The organism is Brevibacillus brevis (assembly GCF_900637055.1).
In the GTDB taxonomy this organism is placed as follows: domain Bacteria; phylum Bacillota; class Bacilli; order Brevibacillales; family Brevibacillaceae; genus Brevibacillus; species Brevibacillus brevis.
The window spans coordinates 2,420,508-2,442,217 of record NZ_LR134338.1; the positions used below are offsets into that span (position 1 = coordinate 2,420,508).

Sequence of the window (21,710 nt, forward strand, 5' to 3'; positions counted from 1 at the left end):
TTTTTATGGCTAGTGATAACAACGTATATTCTCGGAAGGCAACGCTTTCCTTAAAAATATCCGAGTTTGAAGTCCCTCCGATGCAGGATCTGTTGATCATCGGACGGAAAGCACCAATTGGTCCTGAGGCTGTAAGGAGAATGGCGGATGCACTTTCACCAGAGCAGTTTACATTACTGAAAATGGATCATCCAAAGATTGAGGCGGTTTTGTTAAGGAATACCCTTTTGCAAATGATTGATGAAAAATTATTGATGAAAATCATTCTGGAAGAGGCAGAGCGTATGATTAGCGACTCTATGGTTCTGCGATCTGAGTTAAAAATAGCATTGTCTGTTCAACGAGAGGTGGATCTTTTATGAACATCTCCGACATCATGACGACGACGATTTGTACCATCACCTCTGACAAAAGTGTCTCTTATGCGGCGGAGCGAATGAACGAATCTCATGTTGATTCGTTAGTTGTCATGGATCACGGAGAGGTACTAGGAATGGTTACGACGAGAGACGTTCTGTCAGCTCATCCTAATCGAATCGTTGCCGATGCCATGAGTAGTCAGCCGTTCTATCTGTCAGCCAATCACAACGTTTGGGAGGCCTATCACGCGCTTCATCAAGAACAAAATGGGCTTGCTTTGGTCAAACAAGAAGATCAAGTGATCGGATTCGTCACAAAAGAAATCGTAGAGATGAAAATAGCAGAATATCGAGACCCATTATCGGGTTTGTATCGCGCTCCATACATCCAGTTTATTGGGGAAAATTTTTTAAAGGAGCGAAAACCTTTCCATTTGCTTTTTATCGATTTGAACGACTTTGGCCGAATTAATAAGCTGCATGGTCATCCATTCGGGGATGATGTCATCCGGACCTATTCTTCGGTTCTCTCTTCTTTGGCTGAAGATCAGGGGGATTATTTATGTCGTTATGCAGGGGACGAGTTTGTTTTGATCTCTACGATTTCCGATGAACAAATTCAGGAATACATTACGCTCATTACACGTCCAACAAACGTTCTGGATATCTTTGTATCTGCAGCGGTTGGTCATGTGAACGGGTACCAAACACCAGACTTCTTCGCTAGATCATGGCGGGAATTAATCGCTGAAGCAAGTTTAGGCTCTTCAGCTGCCAAGTTATCCAAAACACTTTCTTCCACAGTGGGATAGGAAAAGTATAGTTTGCTGGCAATGCGCATACACTTTTGGACAGGTTTAGATCTTTCTTTGCAACCGATTATTTTATGGTACGTAATACATATTGTAAATAGATCGAAATGAGGAGGCAATGACATGATCGTAACTACTACCAGCATGATCCAAGGAAAAGAAGTGGAAGAGTATCTGGATATCGTCAGCGGAGAGGTAATCATGGGCGCAAACGTAGTCCGTGACTTTCTCGCAGGGATTACGGACATCATCGGAGGCAGAAGTGGCTCGTATGAGAGCAAGCTCTCAGAAGGTCGTGAACTGGCCTTGCGTGAAATGAAAGAAAAAGCACGAGTATTAGGTGCAAACGCAGTAATTGGGGTTGATCTCGACTTCGAAACATTGCGAGAAGGTATGATGATGGTTATTGCCACAGGCACAGCAGTCCGTGTGAAGTAAGCCGGTAAACACCCGGCTTTCTTTTTTTACCGAAAGCGGCCCTCATACATAGCAAGCAAGGAGAAGTGAGCATGCAGGTACAAAACACTCTTCAGGATTTATCGAATAGAATAAACGCTCAGCCACAAGGAATCGCTGGATTACATGCGGTTTACCATTTTGTCCTAAGTGGAGAAGAGGGGGGCACCTACGAGGTTGTGTTTGCTGATAATCAAGCGGACTACAAGATGGGTGTGACAAGGGAAGCAGGCTGCAAGCTGGAGTTATCTGACAAAGATTTTATTAAGCTCGTAGAGGGACGCTTGAATCCTACCGTTGCTTTTGTAACAGGTAAGCTAAAAATTAGCGGAGAAATGGGACTTTCGTTTAAATTGCAAACAATCTTGCATCACTATCAATCACAAAAATAACGAAAAAACTAGTCAATTCGGAAAAGGTTACGTTAAAATATGACCAAACAATGACACCTACTCCAACACAAAACGAGGGGAAACATGCGCCATATTTGTTCACTGATTGCGATGGTAAGCCAACTGGAAGAACAATCTGTGCATTTTGATTTTTATCAAGAAATCAGACGACCCAAGCCAGAACGTCAGTTATTAAAGCATCATGTACAATTACCGCGTCATTATTTCGATTATTTAATTCATTCAGGAGTATTGGAAGTAGAAACAGATGCCCCTTATCAGCCGGGGAAGATCATGCCTGCTTCCATCGGTATGAACATACGCTCGCTCGGTGGAAACGTATTGTTTGACATGTGCTTTGCTCCACAAACATATAAATTGTGGCAAAACACGGATGCAAGCATAGAAGACCTTTCTTTGCCTGCTGATATATTTGAAGAATATGTCTATCGCTTAGGCGCCATCAGTCGCTTTCGCTATTTAGGCCGAATTGATGATCCCGTAACCGCAACAAAACTTGGTGAAAACGACATGATTGAATTCAAACGCGACTTTCTTTATTCGAAGACGGGAATTATTAAGTCTATTGTGGCGTTTGCGAATTCAAACAACGGGAATTTATTTTTAGGTATCACAGATGAGGGGACAGTGTGCGGGATTGACCATGAGATCGAGCAGTATGGAGACCCGGACAAATACATTCTTGCCATTACGCAATATATCCAAGATAAGACGTCACCGTTTGTGACCCCATTTCCAAAAATTTCGTTGAAAAAAATAGATGGGAAAACGGTTGTAGCTATTTTTGTAGAAGCCTCGTCTGATTTGATTTGTGGTTTGGACAAAAATAATGAAAAATATGTGGTTATTCGTACGAACAATCGCTCCGTTGTCGTGAAAGATCCGCACCAAATTGGTGAAATTTACGTGAAACGAAAGCTTGGCAGTGAGATCAGCCGTCGATTGGGACTTCTGTAGCGTTATCTTACAGGAACATACGAGGAGGGTTACTGCGTGATATCGTCTTTACGTACTTGTCTACTGGTTATGATGGTGAGTAGCTTGTTCGTCTCTGGTTGTGCACAGCCAGGCAAGGTTTCTGAAGACATGAAAGATCATATCGAGACAGAGCTAGGTGCGGTTGAAAAAGTAACGGTGATGTCAACGGATGGACAGGAAGTATTATTGGACATGCGCTTGTTTTTGCAAGAATTGTCCGGACAGGGACAAGATTTACAAATATCATCCGAGCCGTTAAAGCAAGAGGATGTACGTTTTACGCTTGTCTTGTACCGGACACAGCAGGCTCCACTTGTCGTGACGGTGGGAGAGTCGGCAAGTGAATTTGGCGGACACACGTATCGTGGAGCGGGTGCCAGCTTTTTTTATCAGTGGGTAAACAAGTTAACTGGCAAAGGAGTGCTCTCACAAAAAATTCAAAGCGTGCGGTTGGCGGCAGAGGACCTTGGTCAGGCGCGCGTGCTGAACGAAGCAGAAGCAGAATACATCAGGAAAGTAATGGGATCGGCAGTCCCGGAGGCGGACAGTCGTAGCAAGCAATATCCACTCTATCCGAACTATCGGATGAGAATGAATTCTGCTGACAAGCCGGTAGAAGTGGCCATTTTGACGCCGACGCTGATTGCGGTTCCCTTTGGGAGAGAAACGTTTTTCTTTCACGTAGAGGGTAGCCTCTTTTCGCGGTTAACGGAATGGATGCCGCCAAGCAATCATAAGGAAGACAGGATCGACCAGTTATTTAAATCTACAAGGATTCGCATCGCAGCTAATGGCGAAATGAACGTCCAAGACTCAGAGTTGGATGTCACCCAAACGACGATCGAACAAGGAATTGCCCATCAAGCTGTCCGATTGCTAAAAAATGCAGATCCACTAAATGTTCCACCGAAAAATCCGGGCTTAAAACAATACGAACTACATTTTTTTGTGAATGATACAGAGCAGAAAATTGAACTTTATCCACGATACTTTAAGTATGACCAAACTTGGTATATTCACGATGAACTCGCTGAAAACGAGTGGAAATTGTTTCAATCTCTACGAAAATGAGGGATTTCCTCATGAAGTTTCGCACTTCTGGTCACGATAAAAAGAACATATTACTACCACTTTTGCAGTTTTTGTCGTAGAATAGTTACGTTGCACTGATAGTGGAGGTTATGACTGGAAAAAGACAGACGTCTTTGAACCGGTCTAAAAGCCTGCCGATCTTTATCTGCCATAGGAGGATGGAGAATGAACATTCATGAGTATCAAGGTAAAGAGATACTTAAGCAGTACGGTGTAAAAGTTCCTGAAGGACGCGTAGCTTTCACAGTGGAAGAAGCTGTTGAAGCAGCGAAAGAACTGGGCACCCAAGTAAACGTAGTAAAAGCGCAAATTCACGCTGGTGGCCGTGGAAAGGCTGGCGGGGTAAAGGTTGCAAAAAATCTTGATGAAGTTCGTACATATGCCAGCGAAATTCTTGGCAAAGTACTGGTTACTCATCAAACAGGTCCAGAAGGTAAAGAAGTTAAGCGCCTTCTGATCGAGCAAGGCTGCGACATCAAGAAAGAATACTACGTGGGTGTAGTTGTTGACCGTGCTACTGGAAGCGTTGTAATGATGGCTTCCGAAGAGGGCGGTATGGACATCGAGGAAGTAGCAGCAAACACTCCAGAAAAAATCTTCAAAGAAGTAGTTGATCCAGTAACAGGTCTGAATGGCTTCCAAGCTCGTCGCCTGGCTTACGCAATCAACATTCCAAAAGAATTGATTAACAAAGCTGCCAAGTTCATGATGAGCTTGTACCAAGCTTTTGTTGATAAAGATGCTTCTATCGCTGAAATCAACCCACTGGTTGTAACTGGCGACGGTGAAGTAATGGCACTGGATGCGAAACTGAACTTCGACAGCAACGCTCTCTATCGTCACCCTGACATCGTAGCTCTGCGCGACCTGGATGAAGAAGATGAGAAAGAAATCGAAGCTTCCAAGTTCGATCTGTCCTACATCGCACTTGATGGTAACATCGGTTGCATGGTAAATGGTGCAGGTCTGGCGATGGCAACAATGGATATCGTGAAATTCTACGGTGGAGACCCAGCTAACTTCCTTGACGTTGGTGGCGGAGCTACTGAAGAGAAAGTAACGGAAGCGTTTAAAATTATTCTCCGTGACGAAAAAGTAAAAGGTATTTTCGTCAACATCTTCGGCGGCATCATGAAATGCGACGTTATCGCAAACGGCGTAGTGAATGCAGCAAAACAAATCAAATTGGACAAACCTCTCGTTGTACGTCTCGAAGGTACAAACGTAGATTTGGGTAAGAAAATCCTCAATGAGTCCGGTTTGAACATTGTAGCTGCAGAATCTATGGCGGATGGCGCTGAGAAAATCGTATCCTTGGTGAAGTAAGCTATTTCGAGTAGATACGTAAAAAAAGGTGGGAAAATTACGCGATGAGTATTCTCGTTAATAAAAATACAAAAGTAATTACGCAAGGGATTACGGGTGCAACTGGTCTGTTCCACACTCGCGGAGCCGTTGAATACGGTACACAAATGGTGGGCGGTGTAACACCTGGTAAAGGTGGAACCGAAGTTGACGGTATTCCAATTTTCAACACAGTAAAAGAAGCGGTTGAAGCAACTGGTGCAACTGCATCCGTTATCTACGTTGCTCCTCCTTTCGCTGCTGACGCGATCATGGAAGCAGTTGATGCTGAACTGGATCTGGTAATCTGCATCACTGAAGGTATCCCAGTTCTGGACATGGTGAAAGTTAAGCGCTACATGGAAGGCAAGAAAACCCTTCTCGTAGGTCCTAACTGCCCTGGCGTAATTACTCCAGGTGAGTGCAAAATCGGTATCATGCCTGGTTACATCCACGTTCCAGGTAAAGTGGGTATCGTATCTCGCTCCGGTACCTTGACTTATGAAGCAGTTCACCAAACTTCTACTCGCGGCCTTGGTCAATCCACAGCTGTGGGTATCGGTGGAGACCCAGTAAAAGGTATGGAGTTCATCGACGTACTGAAAATGTTCAACGAAGATCCAGACACAGAAGCAGTTATCATGCTGGGTGAAATCGGTGGTACTGCGGAAGAAGAAGCAGCAGAGTGGATCGCTGCTAACATGAAAAAACCAGTTGTAGGTTTCATCGGGGGACAAACTGCTCCTGAAGGAAAACGTATGGGCCACGCTGGTGCGATCATCTCTGGCGGTAAAGGTACAGCTGCTGAGAAAATTGCGAAGCTCGAAGAATGTGGTATTCGCGTAGCGAAAACACCTGCAGTTATCGGTGAAACACTTGTTGAATTGCTGAAAGAGCGCGGTATGCTCGAGAAAGTAATGGGCAAGTAAGCAAATAAGAAAGAAGTGGACAGCCTTAGGCTTGTCCACTTTTTTATTTTTGAAGCAGCCTCTTTCTTTCGATAGAATAGCTTTCAAAACCGTCCGCTGTGACAATTGTGATCGGGATGAAGGAGGATTTTGGATTGGAAAAGGCGAAGCTCGACGAGAGAGACTGGCTGTATGTATTAACGATGATATCAGGGTTGGGAAGAAAGAAAATCCGAGAAATTTTTGAAATCACAGGTTCTTTTCAGGTTGCCATCGAAAATTGGCATGAGCTGGCACGCCAGCTCAGATTGACTTCCTTGATCACTAGGCAGGTTGACAAACAAAGCAATGAAGCTTCAGCTATAGCACTATTGGAAAAGCGTGAAGAAGAGCGAACGCGCTTCTTATGTCCTTTTGACGATACATATCCTGTTTCGCTCCGCAATATCCCCGATTCTCCGTTGACGTTGTTTTACCGTGGCGATCACACATTATTGGAAAAATTGTCGATTGGCGTCGTTGGTTCGCGCAAACCGACACCATATGGAAGAGCGAGCTGTAGCTTTTTTGTCCGAGAGCTGGTACAAGCAGGTCTTGTTATTGTCTCAGGGGTCGCGTATGGAATTGATGCGGAAGCCCACCAAGCTACGTTGAAAGCAGGGGGCAAGACCATTGGTGTGCTCGGTTGCGGTATGAATCACGTTTATCCTTCTCGGCATCGAGAACTTTATCGTGAAATTGAATCTTTTGGCCTACTCCTCAGCGAATATCCACCTCATATTCCACCTGTTTCAGGATTGTTTCCAGAGCGAAATCGTATCATAAGTGGACTATCTATCGGTGTATTAGTGGTAGAAGCAGCAGAAAAAAGCGGATCTTTGATTACGGCAGACTGTGCACTTGAGCAGGGCAAAGAAGTTTTTGCAATTCCTGGTCCAATTTTTTCATTGATGAGTGCGGGACCGCATAACTTGATCAAACAAGGTGCAAAGCTAGTAACGTGCAGTAACGATATCTGGGAGGAAATTAAGCATCATCTTCCAGAAGCTGAGCAGATGCAGCAGGTCGAAAAAAGAAAGACAAACGATGTTGTTCCCTTATCTAATGAAGAAAAAGCGATTGTGGAAGCCCTAACATATGATGGCATTCATCTGGATGAGTTAATGAGCAGTTTAGAAAAAGACCAACGCAGGATGCTGCATCAGCTGGTCATTCGTTTGGAAGCAAAAGGGGCTATTGTGGCACTTCCTGGCGGTTATTTTGCACGGCGATAGCATATCCGCTAGCTTTTTGGCAACGCCTAGAGGCACAAGTGTTTGACAAACCGGATGAGGGTATTTAATAATAGGGAAGATTCCTTACTAAAAGGGGAGGAAAAAAATGGCTGATACGCTAGTAATCGTAGAATCCCCTACGAAGGCCAAAACCATTGGAAAATACCTGGGTAGTAAATATATCGTGAAAGCGTCTATCGGGCATGTACGCGATTTGCCGAAAAGTCAAATGGGTGTAGACGTTACGCGTAATTTTGAACCCAAATACATAACCATTCGCGGCAAAGGCGATGTATTGAAAGGCTTAAAAGATGCTGCTAAAAAAGTAAAAAAAGTATATCTCGCAGCCGACCCGGATCGCGAAGGGGAGGCAATTGCTTGGCATTTGGCACAATACTTGGGACTTGATTTGAATCAACCGCTTCGTGTGGTATTTAATGAGATTACCAAAGATGCCATCAAAGAAGCATTCAAGCATCCACGACACATAAACATGGACTTGGTAAATGCTCAACAGGCACGTCGCATTCTCGACAGACTCGTGGGCTACAATATCAGTCCAATTCTATGGAAAAAGGTTCGAAAAGGCTTGAGTGCCGGACGTGTTCAATCGGTTGCGGTTAAGCTTATCATGGATCGTGAGCGTGAGATCCAAGAGTTTATCCCGGAAGAGTATTGGACGATTGCGAGTACATTAATTAGCGACGGAAAAGAAATTAACGCTAAGTTCTATGGTTATGGCGATGAAAAGGTTGAGCTTCATTCGGAAGATGATGTAGCAGCGGTATTGAAACGAATGAAGAACAAACCCTACGTGGTACAAAAGGTAACGAAGCGTGAGCGTAAGCGCAATCCTGCACCTCCTTTTATCACGAGTTCTTTACAGCAAGAGGCAGCGCGTAAGCTGAACTTCCGCACTTCTAAGACCATGCGAATTGCTCAAGAGCTCTATGAGGGGATTGACGTTGGCAATAAAGAAGGCGCAGTTGGTTTGATTACCTATATGCGTACAGACTCTACTCGCCTATCTGCAACAGCACAGAACGAAGCAAGAGAATACATACTTGAGAAATATGGGCAAGACTATGTATTATCTGAGCCACGCAATCAGGCGAAAAACGAAAATGCTCAAGACGCTCACGAAGCGATTCGTCCAACAGGTGTGATGCGTACACCAGATGAGATCAAGGAATACTTGTCGAGAGATCAATTGCGCTTGTATCGATTAATCTGGGAGCGTTTCCTTGCCAGTCAAATGTCATCCGCTGTTCTTGATACGATGAGCGTAGATATTGACGCAGGTGGAGTTACCTTCAGAGCAACAGGATCAAAAGTGAAGTTCCCAGGATTTATGAAGGTATATATTGAAGGAAACGATGATGGCGCAGAAGAAGAAAGCTTCCTTCCGCCGATTGAAGAAGGACAAATCCTCGAACAAAAAGAAATCGAGCCGAGTCAGCACTTTACACAGCCACCACCTCGATTCTCTGAAGCGCGCATGCTTAAAACGATGGAAGAGATGGGAATTGGACGTCCGTCTACCTATGCGCCTACATTAGAGACCATTCAAAAGCGGGGCTATGTGGCATTGGAAGAGAAGCGATTTGTCCCGACTGAATTGGGCGAGATTGTGATCACGCTTGTCGAGGAGTTTTTCCCGGAGATTCTCAACGTAGAATTCACTGCGCATATGGAGTCGGGTTTAGATAATATCGAAGCAGGAACCACCAATTGGGTGCAGGTGCTGGACGATTTTTATCAAGACTTTGCAAAGCGCGTAGTTGTTGCAGAAGAAGAAATGAAAGAAGTAGAGCTGAAAGTCGAAGAATCGGATGAATCATGTGAGCTTTGCGGCCGTGTGATGGTTTATAAGCTTGGTCGATTTGGCAAGTTTTTAGCTTGTTCCGGATTCCCGGATTGTCGTAATACGAAGCCGATTGTAAAAGAAATCGGCGTAAAGTGTCCGCAGTGTGAAACCGGAGAGATTATCGAACGTAAATCTAAGAAGAGTCGTATTTTTTACGGCTGCAATCAATATCCGGAATGCGATTTTGTATCGTGGGACAAACCGATTGCCAGACCTTGTCCAAAATGCTCCAGCATGCTCGTGGAGAAAAAGCGCAAGAAGCAAGGAGTTAGCATTGTTTGCACCAAGTGTGATTATCAAGAAGAGGCAGACTCCTAAGCAGCCTGATTCGATTTTGTAGTTTGGAGGATTAACAGCATGTCACAACCAACAATTACAGTAGTGGGCGCTGGCCTCGCTGGTAGTGAGGCAGCATGGCAAATCGCGCAGGCAGGTGTAAAAGTAAAGCTATATGAAATGAGGCCGAAGACACAAACACCTGCTCACCATACCGATAAATTTGCAGAGTTGGTATGCAGTAATTCATTGCGTGCTAACACGTTGACGAATGCAGTGGGTGTATTAAAAGAAGAAATGCGTCGATTGAACTCTGTCATTATTGATTCGGCAGATCGTTGCGCGGTTCCAGCTGGAGGCGCGCTTGCCGTAGACAGACACGAATTCGCGGCTCATGTTACAGATGCTGTTCGTAATCATCCTTTGGTTGAGGTCATTTCGGAAGAGATTACCGAAATTCCTGATGGGATCGTAGTAATTGCGACGGGGCCACTTACTTCTCCAGCTTTGTCTACAAAGTTAAAAGAACTGACGGGTGAAGAATATCTGTACTTCTATGATGCGGCTGCGCCCATTATCGAGAAAGACTCGATTGATATGAACAAGGTATTCGTTGCTTCCAGATATGATAAAGGGGAAGCAGCCTACCTAAACTGCCCGATGACAGAAGAGGAGTTCAATCGTTTCTATGATGCGTTGATCTCTGCAGAAACAGTTCCATTGAAGGAATTTGAAAAGGAAATCTTCTTCGAAGGCTGCATGCCGATTGAAGTATTGGCAAAGCGTGGGCACAAAACCATGACATTTGGTCCCATGAAGCCAGTAGGCCTGGTTGATCCGCGGACAGGCAAAAAGTCTTATGCGGTTGTACAGCTTCGTCAGGACAATAGTGCTGCGACATTGTATAACATCGTAGGTTTCCAGACCCATCTGAAATGGCCGGATCAAAAAAGAGTCTTTTCACTCATTCCTGGGTTGGAAAACTGCGAAATCGTTCGTTATGGTGTCATGCACCGCAACACCTTTATCAACTCGCCAAAACTGTTGAAGCCTACGTATCAGTATAAAGATCGGGAAACTCTTTTCTTTGCAGGTCAAATGACTGGTGTAGAAGGATATGTGGAGTCAGCGGCATCTGGTTTGCTTGCGGGGATCAATGCAGCACGACTCGCAAAAGGGGAAGAATTGATCGAGCTTCCGCCAGAAACCATTATGGGCAGCATGGCTCGTTACATTACAACGGCAGATCCAAAGCATTTCCAGCCAATGAACGCAAACTTCGGGTTGGTACCGGAATGGCCAGAAAGAATCCGAGACAAGCGTTTGAAAAATGAAAAGCTCGCTGAACGGGCGCTAGATACAATTCAGAATTTTACACAAGAACGACACAATTAACATTGATATCCGATTTTCGTCTGTGTTACTATATAGGTGCTTCGAGGAGGGTGCATCCCGTATGGACATTTCGCATCAAAATTCTGCGGATATTGAGATGTTTACCCGCTATTTGCGAGTTGAAAAAAACGCCTCTCCTCATACGGTGAAGCAGTATGTGGCAGATATCAGCGAATTTGTCTCCTTTATGGAACAGCACCAAATCCCCGTATTTGCTGCTGTTTCTTATTTGCATGGTCGCTCCTTTCTCGCGCAATTGGCTGGCAGGGGGCTTTCCCGGCGAAGTATTGCCCGCAAGCTATCCAGTTTGCGTAGCTTGTACCGATTTCTGTTGCGTGAAGGTCAACTGGAACAGAATCCATTTCAACTAGTCTCCACTCCCAAAATGGAGAAGAAACTTCCTTCCTTTTTATATCCGCAAGAAGTTCAAGCTTTTTTCGATCTGCCTGATACAACCACTCCACTGGGAATTCGTGATCGGCTGATTTTTGAACTGTTGTATGCAAGCGGCATGCGTGTTACGGAGCTCACCACTTTATCTGTGAATGATGTGAATCCGAGCATGGGAGTCGCCTTGGTTTATGGAAAAGGAGCGAAAGAACGGTATGTGCCGGTTGGAAGTTATGCCTGCGACGTTCTTCGGCAATACCTAGAATATGGAAGAGAAAAACTGTTGGCTGGAAAAGTAGAACACGGCAATTTGCTGGTTAATTATCGGGGAGAACCGTTATCCGACCGCAGTGTTCGGCGGATTGTAGACAAATACGTAGAAACGTACGCTCTTCAATTGCGGGTTTCACCACATACCTTTCGTCATACGTTTGCGACCCATATGTTAAACGGCGGCGCTGATCTGCGTACCGTGCAAGAATTACTGGGACACGTCAATGTTTCGACGACACAGGTGTACACGCATGTAACCAAAGAGCGACTTCGGCATGTATATGACACCGCTCACCCACGAGCAAACCCGGGCAATACAGGTTCCGCCAATCGGACATAACGGGAGGAATCAGTGATGGAACAGTTTCACGCAACAACCATATTTGCTGTACAGCACAATGGGTCTGTAGCGATGGCCGGAGATGGTCAGGTTACTTTTGGCAACAGCATGGTAATGAAGCACGGTGCCAAAAAAGTAAGACGTCTATATCGCGGCGAAGTTTTAGCAGGATTCGCTGGCTCTGTTGCTGATGCGATTACGCTTTTTGAGAAGTTTGAAGGAAAGCTGGAGGAGTATCACGGGAATCTGCAGCGAGCTGCTGTAGAGCTGGCGAAAGAGTGGCGCATGGATAAAATTTTGCGTCGTTTGGAAGCGATGATGATTGTTGCCAATAAGGAGCATTTGCTGCTTATTTCCGGAAATGGCGAAATCATTGAGCCTGATGATGGGATTCTTGCAATTGGTTCTGGCGGTAGCTTTGCCCTTGCAGCAGGTCGTGCATTGAAAACATATGCGCCTCATCTCGGCGCACGTGAAATTGCGGAAGCATCGCTTCGTACCGCTGCTGAAATTTGCGTGTTCACAAACAACAATCTTGTTGTGGATGAGTTGAATTGAGCGAAAGGGAGGAACCTACTGTGCTGAATCTTGAGCAATTAACCCCGCGTAAGATCGTAGAGCATTTGGATAAATACATTGTCGGGCAGGCACAAGCCAAGAAAGCCATCGCTGTAGCGCTTCGCAACCGCTATCGTCGCAGTCGTTTGCCAGAGCAAATGATTGAAGAGGTTGTTCCAAAAAACATCTTGATGATCGGACCTACTGGTGTTGGAAAAACGGAAATTGCACGTCGGATTGCAAAGCTGACAGGTGCTCCTTTTATTAAAGTCGAAGCAACGAAGTTTACGGAAGTCGGTTATGTAGGACGAGATGTGGAATCGATGGTCCGTGATCTGGTCGAAGCTTCTATCCGTACGGTCAAACAGGAAAAAGTAGAGTCGGTGAAAGAGAAAGCCGAGAAGCTTGCGAATGAAGCGATTGTGAACGTACTTGTCCCATCTCGCAAGCAGTCGAACTCGTTCAAAAATCCGTTGGAGATGTTCTTCGGTGGACAGCAGCAACGCAGACAAGTCATGTGGCAATTGACGAATGGCCAGTTAGAAGAGCAAATGATTGAGATTGAAGTCGAAGACCAATCACCTTCGATGTTTGACATGTTCCAGGTTCCGGGTACAGAACAAATGGGGATGCAAATGCAGGATATGCTCGGTAGCCTGATGCCTAAGCGGATGAAGAAACGAAAATTGCGAATAAAAGATGCGCGAAAGGTATTAATTCAGCAGGAAGCGCAAAAACTGGTGGATATGGACGAAGTTACGCAGGAGTCAATTCGTCGAGCCGAACAACACGGTATTATCTTCATTGACGAAATTGACAAGATTGCGGGTAAGGATGGGCGTGGCCCGGATGTATCCCGTGAAGGGGTCCAGCGTGACATTTTACCGATTGTGGAAGGCTCAACTGTCATGACCAAGTATGGTCCTGTCAAAACAGATTATGTTCTGTTTATTGCAGCTGGTGCTTTTCACATGGCAAAACCATCAGATTTAATTCCTGAATTGCAAGGTCGTTTTCCGATTCGGGTGGAGCTGACTAGCTTGCGCGTTGAAGATTTTGTCCGAATTTTGACTGAGCCTAAAAACGCGTTGCTTAAGCAGTACGTGGCCCTCTTGGAAACAGAAGGTGTGCGTGTTGAATTTACACCAGAAGCCATTCAGGAACTTGCTCGTCTCGCTGCTGAGGTCAATCAGAGCACAGATAACATTGGTGCTAGACGATTGCACACCATATTGGAGAAGCTACTGGAGGATCTCTCTTTTGAAGCCCCAGAAATCCACCTAGAAGTTGTACAGATTACCCCCGATTATGTCAAACAGAAATTAGGTACAATCGCGGGGAACAAAGACTTGAGTCAATATATTTTATAAACATTGGATAGGCAGCACATATAATTAGGAGGAAATACAGATGGATCTACTGTCAAAAACAAGAAGAATTAACCGCATGTTGCAAAAATCCGCGGGTCATGCCGTGAACTTCAATGAAATGTCCCAAGTTTTGAGTGACGTTATTGAAGCAAATACTTATGTTGTAAGCCGCAAAGGAAAACTTCTTGGCTATGCGATTCATCAAGAGATGGATAACAGCCGTATGCAGAAAATGCTGGAAGAGCGCCGCTTTCCAGAAGAGTACAGCATGGGGTTACTGAAAGTAGATGAAACATCTGCGAACCTGGATGTAGATAGTCCATACACCATTTTCCCAGTTGAAATGAAAGAAGTATTCCGTACAGGTTGGACGACGCTCGTTCCAATTATGGGTGGAGGAGATCGTCTCGGTACGCTGATCTTGGGTCGTATTAACGATCAATTTGTCGATGACGACCTGATTCTTGCAGAAGTAGGGGCAACTGTAGTAGGTATGGAAATCTTGCGCGAGCGTTCTGAAGCAATCGAAGAGGAAGCACGCAGCAAAGCGGTTGTACAAATGGCGATTGGTTCCCTCTCTTACAGTGAGTTGGAAGCAGTTGAACATATTTTTGAAGAGCTCGAAGGCAAAGAAGGCTTGCTCGTTGCCTCCAAAATCGCGGATCGCGTAGGAATTACTCGCTCCGTAATCGTAAACGCACTGCGTAAGCTGGAGAGTGCGGGTGTTATCGAATCCCGTTCTTTGGGGATGAAAGGTACCTTCATTAAAGTGCTGAATGAAAAGCTGTTGCCTGAGCTCGAGAAGCTCAAAACCTCGTAATATATACCTTGCCAAAAGTTACAAGAAAGTAAACAAAAGGTGTAGCAACCCATGTTGCTGCACCTTTTCTCATGGGACTTTAGTCCTAATTATTGCAAAAAACGACACATTATTACCATAAATTATATATTGATTTTTTATGCTTGCTACGAAATAGGCAATGGTTTGAATATGGATTCCTTGTAAAATGCAGTAAAAAAACAGGAAAGATAAGGGATTTAGTCCCATTGAATCATTTTGAAAAACGTCATGAAAAGGGGCTTTTTTGTCCAAATTGATTTTGCTATGATTGAATCGTATTAGGGTGTCGAAAATACAGGAAATATAGGTGGTTTTAGGGAAAACAATTGACTCATATTGGGGGAGAAGGAAAAATGCTGGATAGTTACCATCTGCAGGTCCTGGAGAGATCACTCGACGCTGCAACATTGCGACATAGAACGATCGCAAACAACCTTGCCAACATAGACACCCCTCAATTCAAAAGTCAACAAGTCATCTTTGAGAGCTTTTTGCAAGATGAGTTGAACGCAAGAGCGGGACATGGCAAGTTAGAAGCGTATCGGACCAATCAACGACACCTCCCGTTTGGAAATGCAGGAGGCGTTGCAGTACCACAGGTTGTGTCCAATCCGAATAACTTCATTCAGAACAGTGGCAATGATGTTGACTTGGAAACAGAAACAACAGAATTGGCCAAAAACCAAATTTGGTACAGCGGTTTGACGCAATTGACAGCAGGACATTTTCAAAAGCTACGCAGTGTAATTGAGGGTGGAGGTAAATAAGGATGAGCTTGTTTCAGGGAATTAACACAAGTGCTTCTGCCTTAACAGCTAACCGCTTGCGATTGGATACGATTGCTTCCAATATTGCGAATGCGGAAACCACTCGAGCAAACTTCGTAGATGGCGCCTGGCAGCCATATCGGAGAAAAATGGTGGAGTTGTCACCTCAAACAAATGGAACATTTGATAACTTCCTGCAAGCAGCCGTAGGGACGGTCTCAGGAAGTCGAGGTGGACAAGGTGTGAAGGTCACAGCGATTCAAGAAGACAATACTCCTTTTAAGCGAGTGTTTGATCCATCTCACCCAGATGCAGATCAAGACGGATATCTCTTGATGCCGAACGTCGACCCGATGAAAGAGATGGTGGACATGATCTCCGCATCAAGATCATACGAAGCCAACGTGACAGCATTGAATGCTTCCAAATCGATGATGCTAAAAGCATTGGAAATCAAGTAAAGCGGGTGAGAGTAAGGTATGGAAATGAGTGCAATCTCCCAACTAACGCCAATTCGTACACCGAGTGTGAACAAGCCAACCCCAGCTGAAGTTTCCCAAGAATTCTCATCGTTTCTATCGGATGCCATGAATAAAGTGAATCAGGCGCAAGTAGAATCGTCGAATCTTGCCGACAAGTTTGCAGCGGGAGAAATTACCGACTTGCACCAATTGACTGTTGCAGGTCAAAAAGCTTCCGTGATGCTACAAATGACTATGCAGGTCAGGAACAAGATGATTGAGTCTTATCAAGAAATCATGCGCATGTCGATTTGATCGTTGTTGGTATCCTTTGAGAGGTGAAACATGAACGAACGTTTAGCAGTATACAAAGACCAGTTTACGTCAAAATGGAACCAATTTTCCAAGAAACAAAAATGGATGATTCTCGGTATTTCGCTCTTCCTCTTGATATCTCTTGGTCTATACATATACATCGCTTCTCAGCCGGTGTACAAACCACTCTACAACCAAAAATTGAGTGAACAAGAAATCGGGACGATCAAGCAAGAGTTGGAAGCTTCACAAATCCCTTATCGTATCACGGGGAATGGTACAAGTATCGAGGTTCCAGAAAAGATGGCACAAGATGTCATTGTCGATTTGGCTGCACAAGGTATTCCGAGTCAGGCAGGAATTAATGCAGAAATTTTCTCCAGTACCCTTGGAGTTACAGATCGCCAATTTGATGTCATGAAGAAAGAGGCTTTACAACAAGAGCTGCGCAAGATGCTGGAACGTGTAAAAGGTGTACGTTCCTCACAAGTGATGATTACATTGCCGCAGGAAAGCGTTTGGGTGACAGAGACTCCAGATACAGCGACTGCTTCCGTTATCGTCGATGTTGAACCTGGAACAACGCTTGATCAAAAGCAAATTAACTCGCTTTATCTGCTTGTTTCCCGAAGCGTTCCGAAATTGCCGATGGAAGCGATCGCGATTACAGACCAGTATTCCAATCCGCTGGAACGTTCCGAAGGCAATGAAAACGAAGGCACATTGAGTAGCTTTAAGCAACAGGAAACAATCAAGGCAGATGTTGAAAAGAAAATTCAACAAAACCTGTACAATTTGTTGGGTACAATCATGGGACGCGATAAAGTCATCGTCCATACGTTCATCAAAATGAACTTTGACAAAGAAAATCGCGTAGAGAACATAGTCGAGGCACCTGACAAAGAGAATAACGAAGGACTTATCATTTCTTCTCAAAAATTATCAAAAGCCTTCTCTGGGCAAGGTCAACCTCCAGGGGGAATTGCAGGAACCAATAACAATGCAGTTCCTAACTACCCGGGAGCTACCCCGCAAGGAAGTAACAGTCAATACGAAGAGTTGAATGATACGATTAACCGTGAAGTAAATCGCATCACACGAAATGTTACATCAAGCCCGTACAAGATCGAAGACATCACAATCAACGTTGGGGTAGAACCGCCAGATGGTGCAACGTTGGATGCTGCTACGCTCGAGAGCATCAAGCAAGTGTTGCGCAATGTTGTTCGTGTCACTTTAAGTGATCAGGCTTCTGATTTAACGGATGCAGAGTTGGACAAGCATATTTCTGTACTCCCTCGTCAGTTCTCAGGAAAAGCTGAGATTGAGGATTCCAGTGCACTAAGTCCTGCTGTTCTTTGGACAGTTGGTGGTATTGCAGTCTTGGCACTTGCTGCTGTTGCCTTCCTCGTTTATCGCAGACGCAGTCAAGCGAAGCAACAAGAAGAAGAAGAGGAATTGCCAGACTTGCTGACACCGTTAAACGCGGCCGAAATACCAGACTTGATTTACCAAGAAGATGGAGACCAGGTAGTGGTCAGAAAGCAACTTGAAAAATTGGCGCGAAGCAAACCAGATGAGTTTGTTGTTCTGCTTCGTACTTGGTTAGCAGAAGATTAAGGAGTGAATGGTATGGCTCGCGGCGCTAAAGAGTTGTCAGGACGACAAAAGGCAGCTATCCTCCTCATCTCACTCGGGCCAGAAGTTTCTGCCCAGGTGTTCAAGCATTTGCGTGAGGATGAGATCGAGCAACTGACATTAGAAATCGCCAATGTGCGAAAAGTGGATACAGATGAAAAAGATAAAATTTTATCTGAATTTCACCAGATAGCAGTTGCCAAAGAGGTAATTGCACAAGGCGGGATTACGTACGCCAAAGAAATATTGCAAAAAGCTTTGGGTGAGACCAAAGCGATGGATATTATCAATCGCTTGACGGCAAACCTTCAAGTTCGACCGTTTGACTTTGCTAGAAAGGCTGACCCAGGTCAAATCCTTAACTTTATCCAAAATGAGCATCCGCAGACGATAGCTTTGGTGCTTTCCTATCTGGAGGCTCAACAAGCAGCCATGATCCTGTCCGCTCTTCCGCAAGAACGTCAAGCAGAGGTTGCGAAACGTATTGCGACTATGGACAGTACTTCACCGGAAGTAATCGCTCAAGTAGAGCAGGTATTGGAGCAAAAGCTTTCTGCCACTGTTACCCAAGATTACACGCAGGCAGGCGGGATCGAAGCGATCGTGGCTGTACTCAACGGTGTCGATCGTGGAACCGAACGCACGATTCTGGATTCCCTCGAAATTCAAGATCCAGAGTTGGCAGAAGAAATCAAGAAGCGTATGTTCGTCTTCGAGGATATTGCTACACTCGACAACCGTTCGATTCAGCGCGTTATCCGCGATGTGGAAAATGCCGATTTGCAACTTTCTCTCAAAGTATCCAGCGAAGAAGTTCGGGAAGTTATTTTCCGGAACATGTCCAAACGGATGGCGGATACCTTCAAAGAAGAAATGGAGTTTATGGGCCCAGTTCGCCTTCGCGACGTCGAAGAGGCACAATCTCGTATCGTTGCAATTATCCGTCGCTTAGAGGAGGCTGGTGAGATCATCATCGCCCGCGGTGGAGGAGATGATATCATTGTCTAGGATCATCAAAAGCGCCAATTATCGGCCTTCTGAGGAATCTTTTCTCCTCTCGGTAACGCCTGTACCACTTAAGACGGAAGAAGTTGCCGAAAGGTTGCAAGAAAATCAAGAAATTTTAAATCAAGCTGAGATCGAAGCAAAAACGATCATCTCAGATGCAGAAGAAACCGCGCAAAACATCTTGCAGCAAGCTGCTGAGCAAGCAGAGCAAGTAAGACAAGAGACGCTTGCTCAGATGGAAGAATGGTGGGAACAAAAGCGTCAGGAAGCTGCGCAACTGTTTCAACAAGTACAAGAGCAGGCTATAACGGAAGGGCACGAGGCAGGTTTCGAAGCGGGTAAACGTGAGGCGTACGAGGAGCAAACAGCTACACTCAGCCAAGCAAAAACCATTATGGAACAGGCGTTTGCTGAGAAAAAACAGATTATAGCTGAGGCAGAGCCTTTTGTAGTGGAACTCAGTATGGAAATCGCTAAAAAAATCATTGGACAGGAATTGCAACAGCATCCCGAGCAGGTCCTGGAAATGACCAAAAAAGCACTCCGCCGTTCCCGTGTTCATGGTGAGATTACGGTGTGCGTCAACCATAAGTATTTCGATTATGTGCTCGAGCATCGTGCTGGTTTTCTGGAATTGTTGGACGGACAAGCAGAACTCTCCATTTACCCTGACTATACAGTACAAGATGGCGGATGTGTCATCCGTACTGCTTTGGGAAGTGTCGATGCCCGCATCGATACACAAATGGAGGAGATTAAGCAGGCGCTGCTTACGATTGCCAGAGGAAGTGAGGCTCCATGAGCATCCTAGATCTCTCGAAGTACAAGCACATGCTGCATGGATTAGATCCGATGCGCGTGAATGGCAAAGTGACACAGGTTGTTGGACTCACCATTGAGTCGCAAGGGCCTGAAGTGAAATTAGGCGAGATATGCCATCTATATCCGACTAACACAAAGGAACCGATCATCGCAGAAGTCGTTGGCTTTCGGGAAAACAAAGTGCTGTTAATGCCATTAGGTGAATTGACCGAAATTGGTCCAGGTTGTGATGTGGTTGCGACAGGACGTTCGTTAGATGTAAAAGTTGGACCAGAAATATTGGGTTCGATCCTCGATGGACTGGGCCGCCCCTATCAAGGTTCACTCCCATTTGGGTTGACGTCCTATCCTACGAACAATATGCCGCCAAATCCAATCCTTCGACCACGCATTCAAGAACCATTGAGTGTAGGTGTTAGAGCAATAGACGGTCTCCTTACCATCGGGAAAGGTCAGCGGGTCGGCATCTTCGCCGGATCAGGGGTAGGAAAAAGTACATTGATGGGAATGATCGCCAGAAATACTACGGCAGATATCAATGTCATCGGTCTCATTGGAGAGCGTGGCCGTGAAGTCATGGAGTTTATTGAGCGCGATCTTGGGGAAGAAGGACTAAAGCGGTCTGTTGTTGTCGTAGCTACTTCCGATCAACCTGCCATGATTCGAATCAAGGGAGCAATGATTGCGACTTCCATAGCGGAATATTTCCGAGATCGTGGAATGAATGTCATGCTCATGATGGATTCCGTCACGCGCTTTGCCATGGCACAACGTGAAGTGGGCTTGGCAATTGGAGAACCGCCGGCTACGCGTGGTTATACGCCATCGGTGTTTGCGATGCTGCCAAAGCTGATGGAGCGCGCAGGAACAGCGGACAAGGGAAGTATTACAGCCTTTTATACCGTATTGGTTGATTCTGACGATATGAACGATCCGATTGCGGATGCGGCGCGGGGGATTTTGGACGGTCACATCGTTCTTGACCGAAAAATCGCTCACAAAGGTCACTTTCCAGCTATTGATGTGATGGCGAGTGTAAGTCGTGTCATGAATGAAATCGTCGATAGTAACCATTTGGATGCTGCTCGTCAACTGAAAAAGCATTTGGCTACGTTTCGTGAAGCGGAGGACCTCATAAATATTGGGGCGTACAAGCCGGGAAGCAATCGGGAAATCGATGCGGCTATTCGCTATCGTGATATCATTTCTGGTTTTACGGCACAAGGAACGCATGAGCCATCTACTTTACAGAGCGCTATCCAAGCGTTGACAGCTCATTTCGGAGGAGTGAACTAACGTGCGTGTTTTTCAGTTTCATCTCCAAAAGGTTCTTGATTTAAAGGAAAAAGAAAAAGAACAAGCAGAGTGGGCTTTCGGAAAGTCGATCCAACGTAAAAACGAAGAAGAGTGGAAGCTTTCTCAACTAACTGAGCATCATGACGAGATGACGATGAAGCTCCAGGAAGTACAGATGCAGACATGCAGTGCTGCGCAGCTCATTTCCATTACGCAATATCAGCAATCTGTTGCAAGATCCATCCAGAATCAGCAACGAACCTTGCACGGTTGTGTACAGGATGTGGAACGCTGTCAGTCACGATTGACGGAACGTATGAAAGAGTCCCAACTATGGCAACGCCTTCGGGAAAAGTCGCTCCACCAATTTCTGGACGACCAGAAGCAAAGAGAGCAAAAAGAGTTGGATGAGATCGGTACGCAGCTCTATCTTCGCCGAAGCTACTGAGGGAGGTTC

The 21,710-nt window shown here is 45.3% G+C and carries 23 protein-coding genes; all 23 read left to right on the top strand.

Annotated features, from left to right (window positions below; translation table 11 throughout):
• Positions 1-5 precede the first annotated feature (5 nt).
• Positions 6-362, top strand: a complete 357-nt coding sequence (locus EL268_RS12185; protein WP_048033471.1) for a hypothetical protein — start codon at positions 6-8, stop codon at positions 360-362.
• On the top strand, positions 359-1,171 hold the full coding sequence (locus tag EL268_RS12190; RefSeq protein ID WP_106653441.1) for a CBS domain-containing protein: 813 nt from the start codon (positions 359-361) through the stop codon (positions 1,169-1,171). Before EL268_RS12185 ends, EL268_RS12190 begins: the two co-directional genes overlap by 4 nt.
• Positions 1,172-1,294: 123 nt before the next feature.
• Positions 1,295-1,609: a YbjQ family protein gene (locus EL268_RS12195; protein WP_048033469.1), complete on the top strand. Its 315-nt coding sequence runs from the start codon at positions 1,295-1,297 to the stop codon at positions 1,607-1,609.
• 71 nt (positions 1,610-1,680) lie between these two features.
• Positions 1,681-2,019 carry an SCP2 sterol-binding domain-containing protein gene (locus EL268_RS12200; protein ID WP_106653442.1) on the top strand — a complete coding sequence of 113 codons (339 nt, stop codon included), beginning with the start codon at positions 1,681-1,683 and terminating at the stop codon, positions 2,017-2,019.
• An 84-nt stretch (positions 2,020-2,103) separates the two neighbouring features.
• Positions 2,104-2,997 carry an AlbA family DNA-binding domain-containing protein gene (locus EL268_RS12205; RefSeq protein WP_106653443.1) on the top strand — a complete coding sequence of 298 codons (894 nt, stop codon included), beginning with the start codon at positions 2,104-2,106 and terminating at the stop codon, positions 2,995-2,997.
• 36 nt (positions 2,998-3,033) lie between these two features.
• Positions 3,034-4,089, top strand: coding sequence for a hypothetical protein (locus EL268_RS12210; RefSeq protein WP_106653444.1), 1,056 nt, complete (start codon positions 3,034-3,036; stop codon positions 4,087-4,089).
• 186 nt (positions 4,090-4,275) lie between these two features.
• Positions 4,276-5,436, top strand: coding sequence for an ADP-forming succinate--CoA ligase subunit beta (sucC, locus tag EL268_RS12215; protein ID WP_016743310.1), 1,161 nt, complete (start codon positions 4,276-4,278; stop codon positions 5,434-5,436).
• A 44-nt stretch (positions 5,437-5,480) separates the two neighbouring features.
• A complete protein-coding gene (sucD, locus tag EL268_RS12220) occupies positions 5,481-6,383 on the top strand; it encodes a succinate--CoA ligase subunit alpha (RefSeq protein ID WP_015891769.1) in 903 nt (300 codons plus the stop codon).
• 134 nt (positions 6,384-6,517) lie between these two features.
• A complete protein-coding gene (dprA, locus tag EL268_RS12225) occupies positions 6,518-7,636 on the top strand; it encodes a DNA-processing protein DprA (RefSeq protein ID WP_106653445.1) in 1,119 nt (372 codons plus the stop codon).
• Positions 7,637-7,742: 106 nt separating this feature from the next.
• Positions 7,743-9,821, top strand: coding sequence for a type I DNA topoisomerase (gene topA, locus EL268_RS12230; RefSeq protein WP_106653446.1), 2,079 nt, complete (start codon positions 7,743-7,745; stop codon positions 9,819-9,821).
• Between the two features lie 39 nt (positions 9,822-9,860).
• Positions 9,861-11,174: an FADH(2)-oxidizing methylenetetrahydrofolate--tRNA-(uracil(54)-C(5))-methyltransferase TrmFO gene (gene trmFO, locus EL268_RS12235; RefSeq protein WP_106653447.1), complete on the top strand. Its 1,314-nt coding sequence runs from the start codon at positions 9,861-9,863 to the stop codon at positions 11,172-11,174.
• A gap of 61 nt (positions 11,175-11,235) precedes the next feature.
• Positions 11,236-12,177 (top strand): tyrosine recombinase XerC, encoded by a 942-nt coding sequence (xerC, locus tag EL268_RS12240; protein ID WP_106653448.1) that lies wholly within the window; start codon positions 11,236-11,238, stop codon positions 12,175-12,177.
• Between the two features lie 15 nt (positions 12,178-12,192).
• A complete protein-coding gene (hslV, locus tag EL268_RS12245) occupies positions 12,193-12,735 on the top strand; it encodes an ATP-dependent protease subunit HslV (RefSeq protein WP_015891764.1) in 543 nt (180 codons plus the stop codon).
• A 20-nt stretch (positions 12,736-12,755) separates the two neighbouring features.
• Positions 12,756-14,105, top strand: coding sequence for an ATP-dependent protease ATPase subunit HslU (gene hslU / locus EL268_RS12250; protein ID WP_269149401.1), 1,350 nt, complete (start codon positions 12,756-12,758; stop codon positions 14,103-14,105).
• A 40-nt stretch (positions 14,106-14,145) separates the two neighbouring features.
• Entirely contained in the window at positions 14,146-14,925 is a 780-nt protein-coding gene (gene codY / locus EL268_RS12255; protein ID WP_106653450.1) for a GTP-sensing pleiotropic transcriptional regulator CodY, read from the top strand.
• Positions 14,926-15,299: 374 nt separating this feature from the next.
• Positions 15,300-15,713, top strand: a complete 414-nt coding sequence (flgB, locus tag EL268_RS12260) for a flagellar basal body rod protein FlgB (RefSeq protein ID WP_106653451.1) — start codon at positions 15,300-15,302, stop codon at positions 15,711-15,713.
• Between the two features lie 2 nt (positions 15,714-15,715).
• Complete coding sequence (flgC, locus tag EL268_RS12265; protein WP_106653452.1) at positions 15,716-16,174, top strand: flagellar basal body rod protein FlgC; 459 nt, start codon at positions 15,716-15,718, stop codon at positions 16,172-16,174.
• Positions 16,175-16,192: 18 nt separating this feature from the next.
• Complete coding sequence (gene fliE, locus EL268_RS12270; protein WP_017249332.1) at positions 16,193-16,489, top strand: flagellar hook-basal body complex protein FliE; 297 nt, start codon at positions 16,193-16,195, stop codon at positions 16,487-16,489.
• Positions 16,490-16,519: 30 nt separating this feature from the next.
• Positions 16,520-18,109 (top strand): flagellar basal-body MS-ring/collar protein FliF, encoded by a 1,590-nt coding sequence (gene fliF / locus EL268_RS12275; RefSeq protein ID WP_106653453.1) that lies wholly within the window; start codon positions 16,520-16,522, stop codon positions 18,107-18,109.
• Positions 18,110-18,121: 12 nt separating this feature from the next.
• On the top strand, positions 18,122-19,135 hold the full coding sequence (gene fliG, locus EL268_RS12280) for a flagellar motor switch protein FliG (protein WP_007719331.1): 1,014 nt from the start codon (positions 18,122-18,124) through the stop codon (positions 19,133-19,135).
• Positions 19,119-19,937, top strand: a complete 819-nt coding sequence (gene fliH, locus EL268_RS12285) for a flagellar assembly protein FliH (RefSeq protein WP_106653454.1) — start codon at positions 19,119-19,121, stop codon at positions 19,935-19,937. Before fliG ends, fliH begins: the two co-directional genes overlap by 17 nt.
• Positions 19,934-21,253: a flagellar protein export ATPase FliI gene (fliI, locus tag EL268_RS12290; protein ID WP_106653455.1), complete on the top strand. Its 1,320-nt coding sequence runs from the start codon at positions 19,934-19,936 to the stop codon at positions 21,251-21,253. The genes fliH and fliI overlap by 4 nt, the downstream gene beginning before the upstream one ends.
• Before the next feature lies 1 nt (position 21,254).
• The gene (fliJ, locus tag EL268_RS12295; protein WP_106653456.1) at positions 21,255-21,701 is read left to right on the top strand and encodes a flagellar export protein FliJ; all 447 of its coding nucleotides are present in this window, start codon (positions 21,255-21,257) and stop codon (positions 21,699-21,701) included.
• Positions 21,702-21,710: the final 9 nt, after the last annotated feature.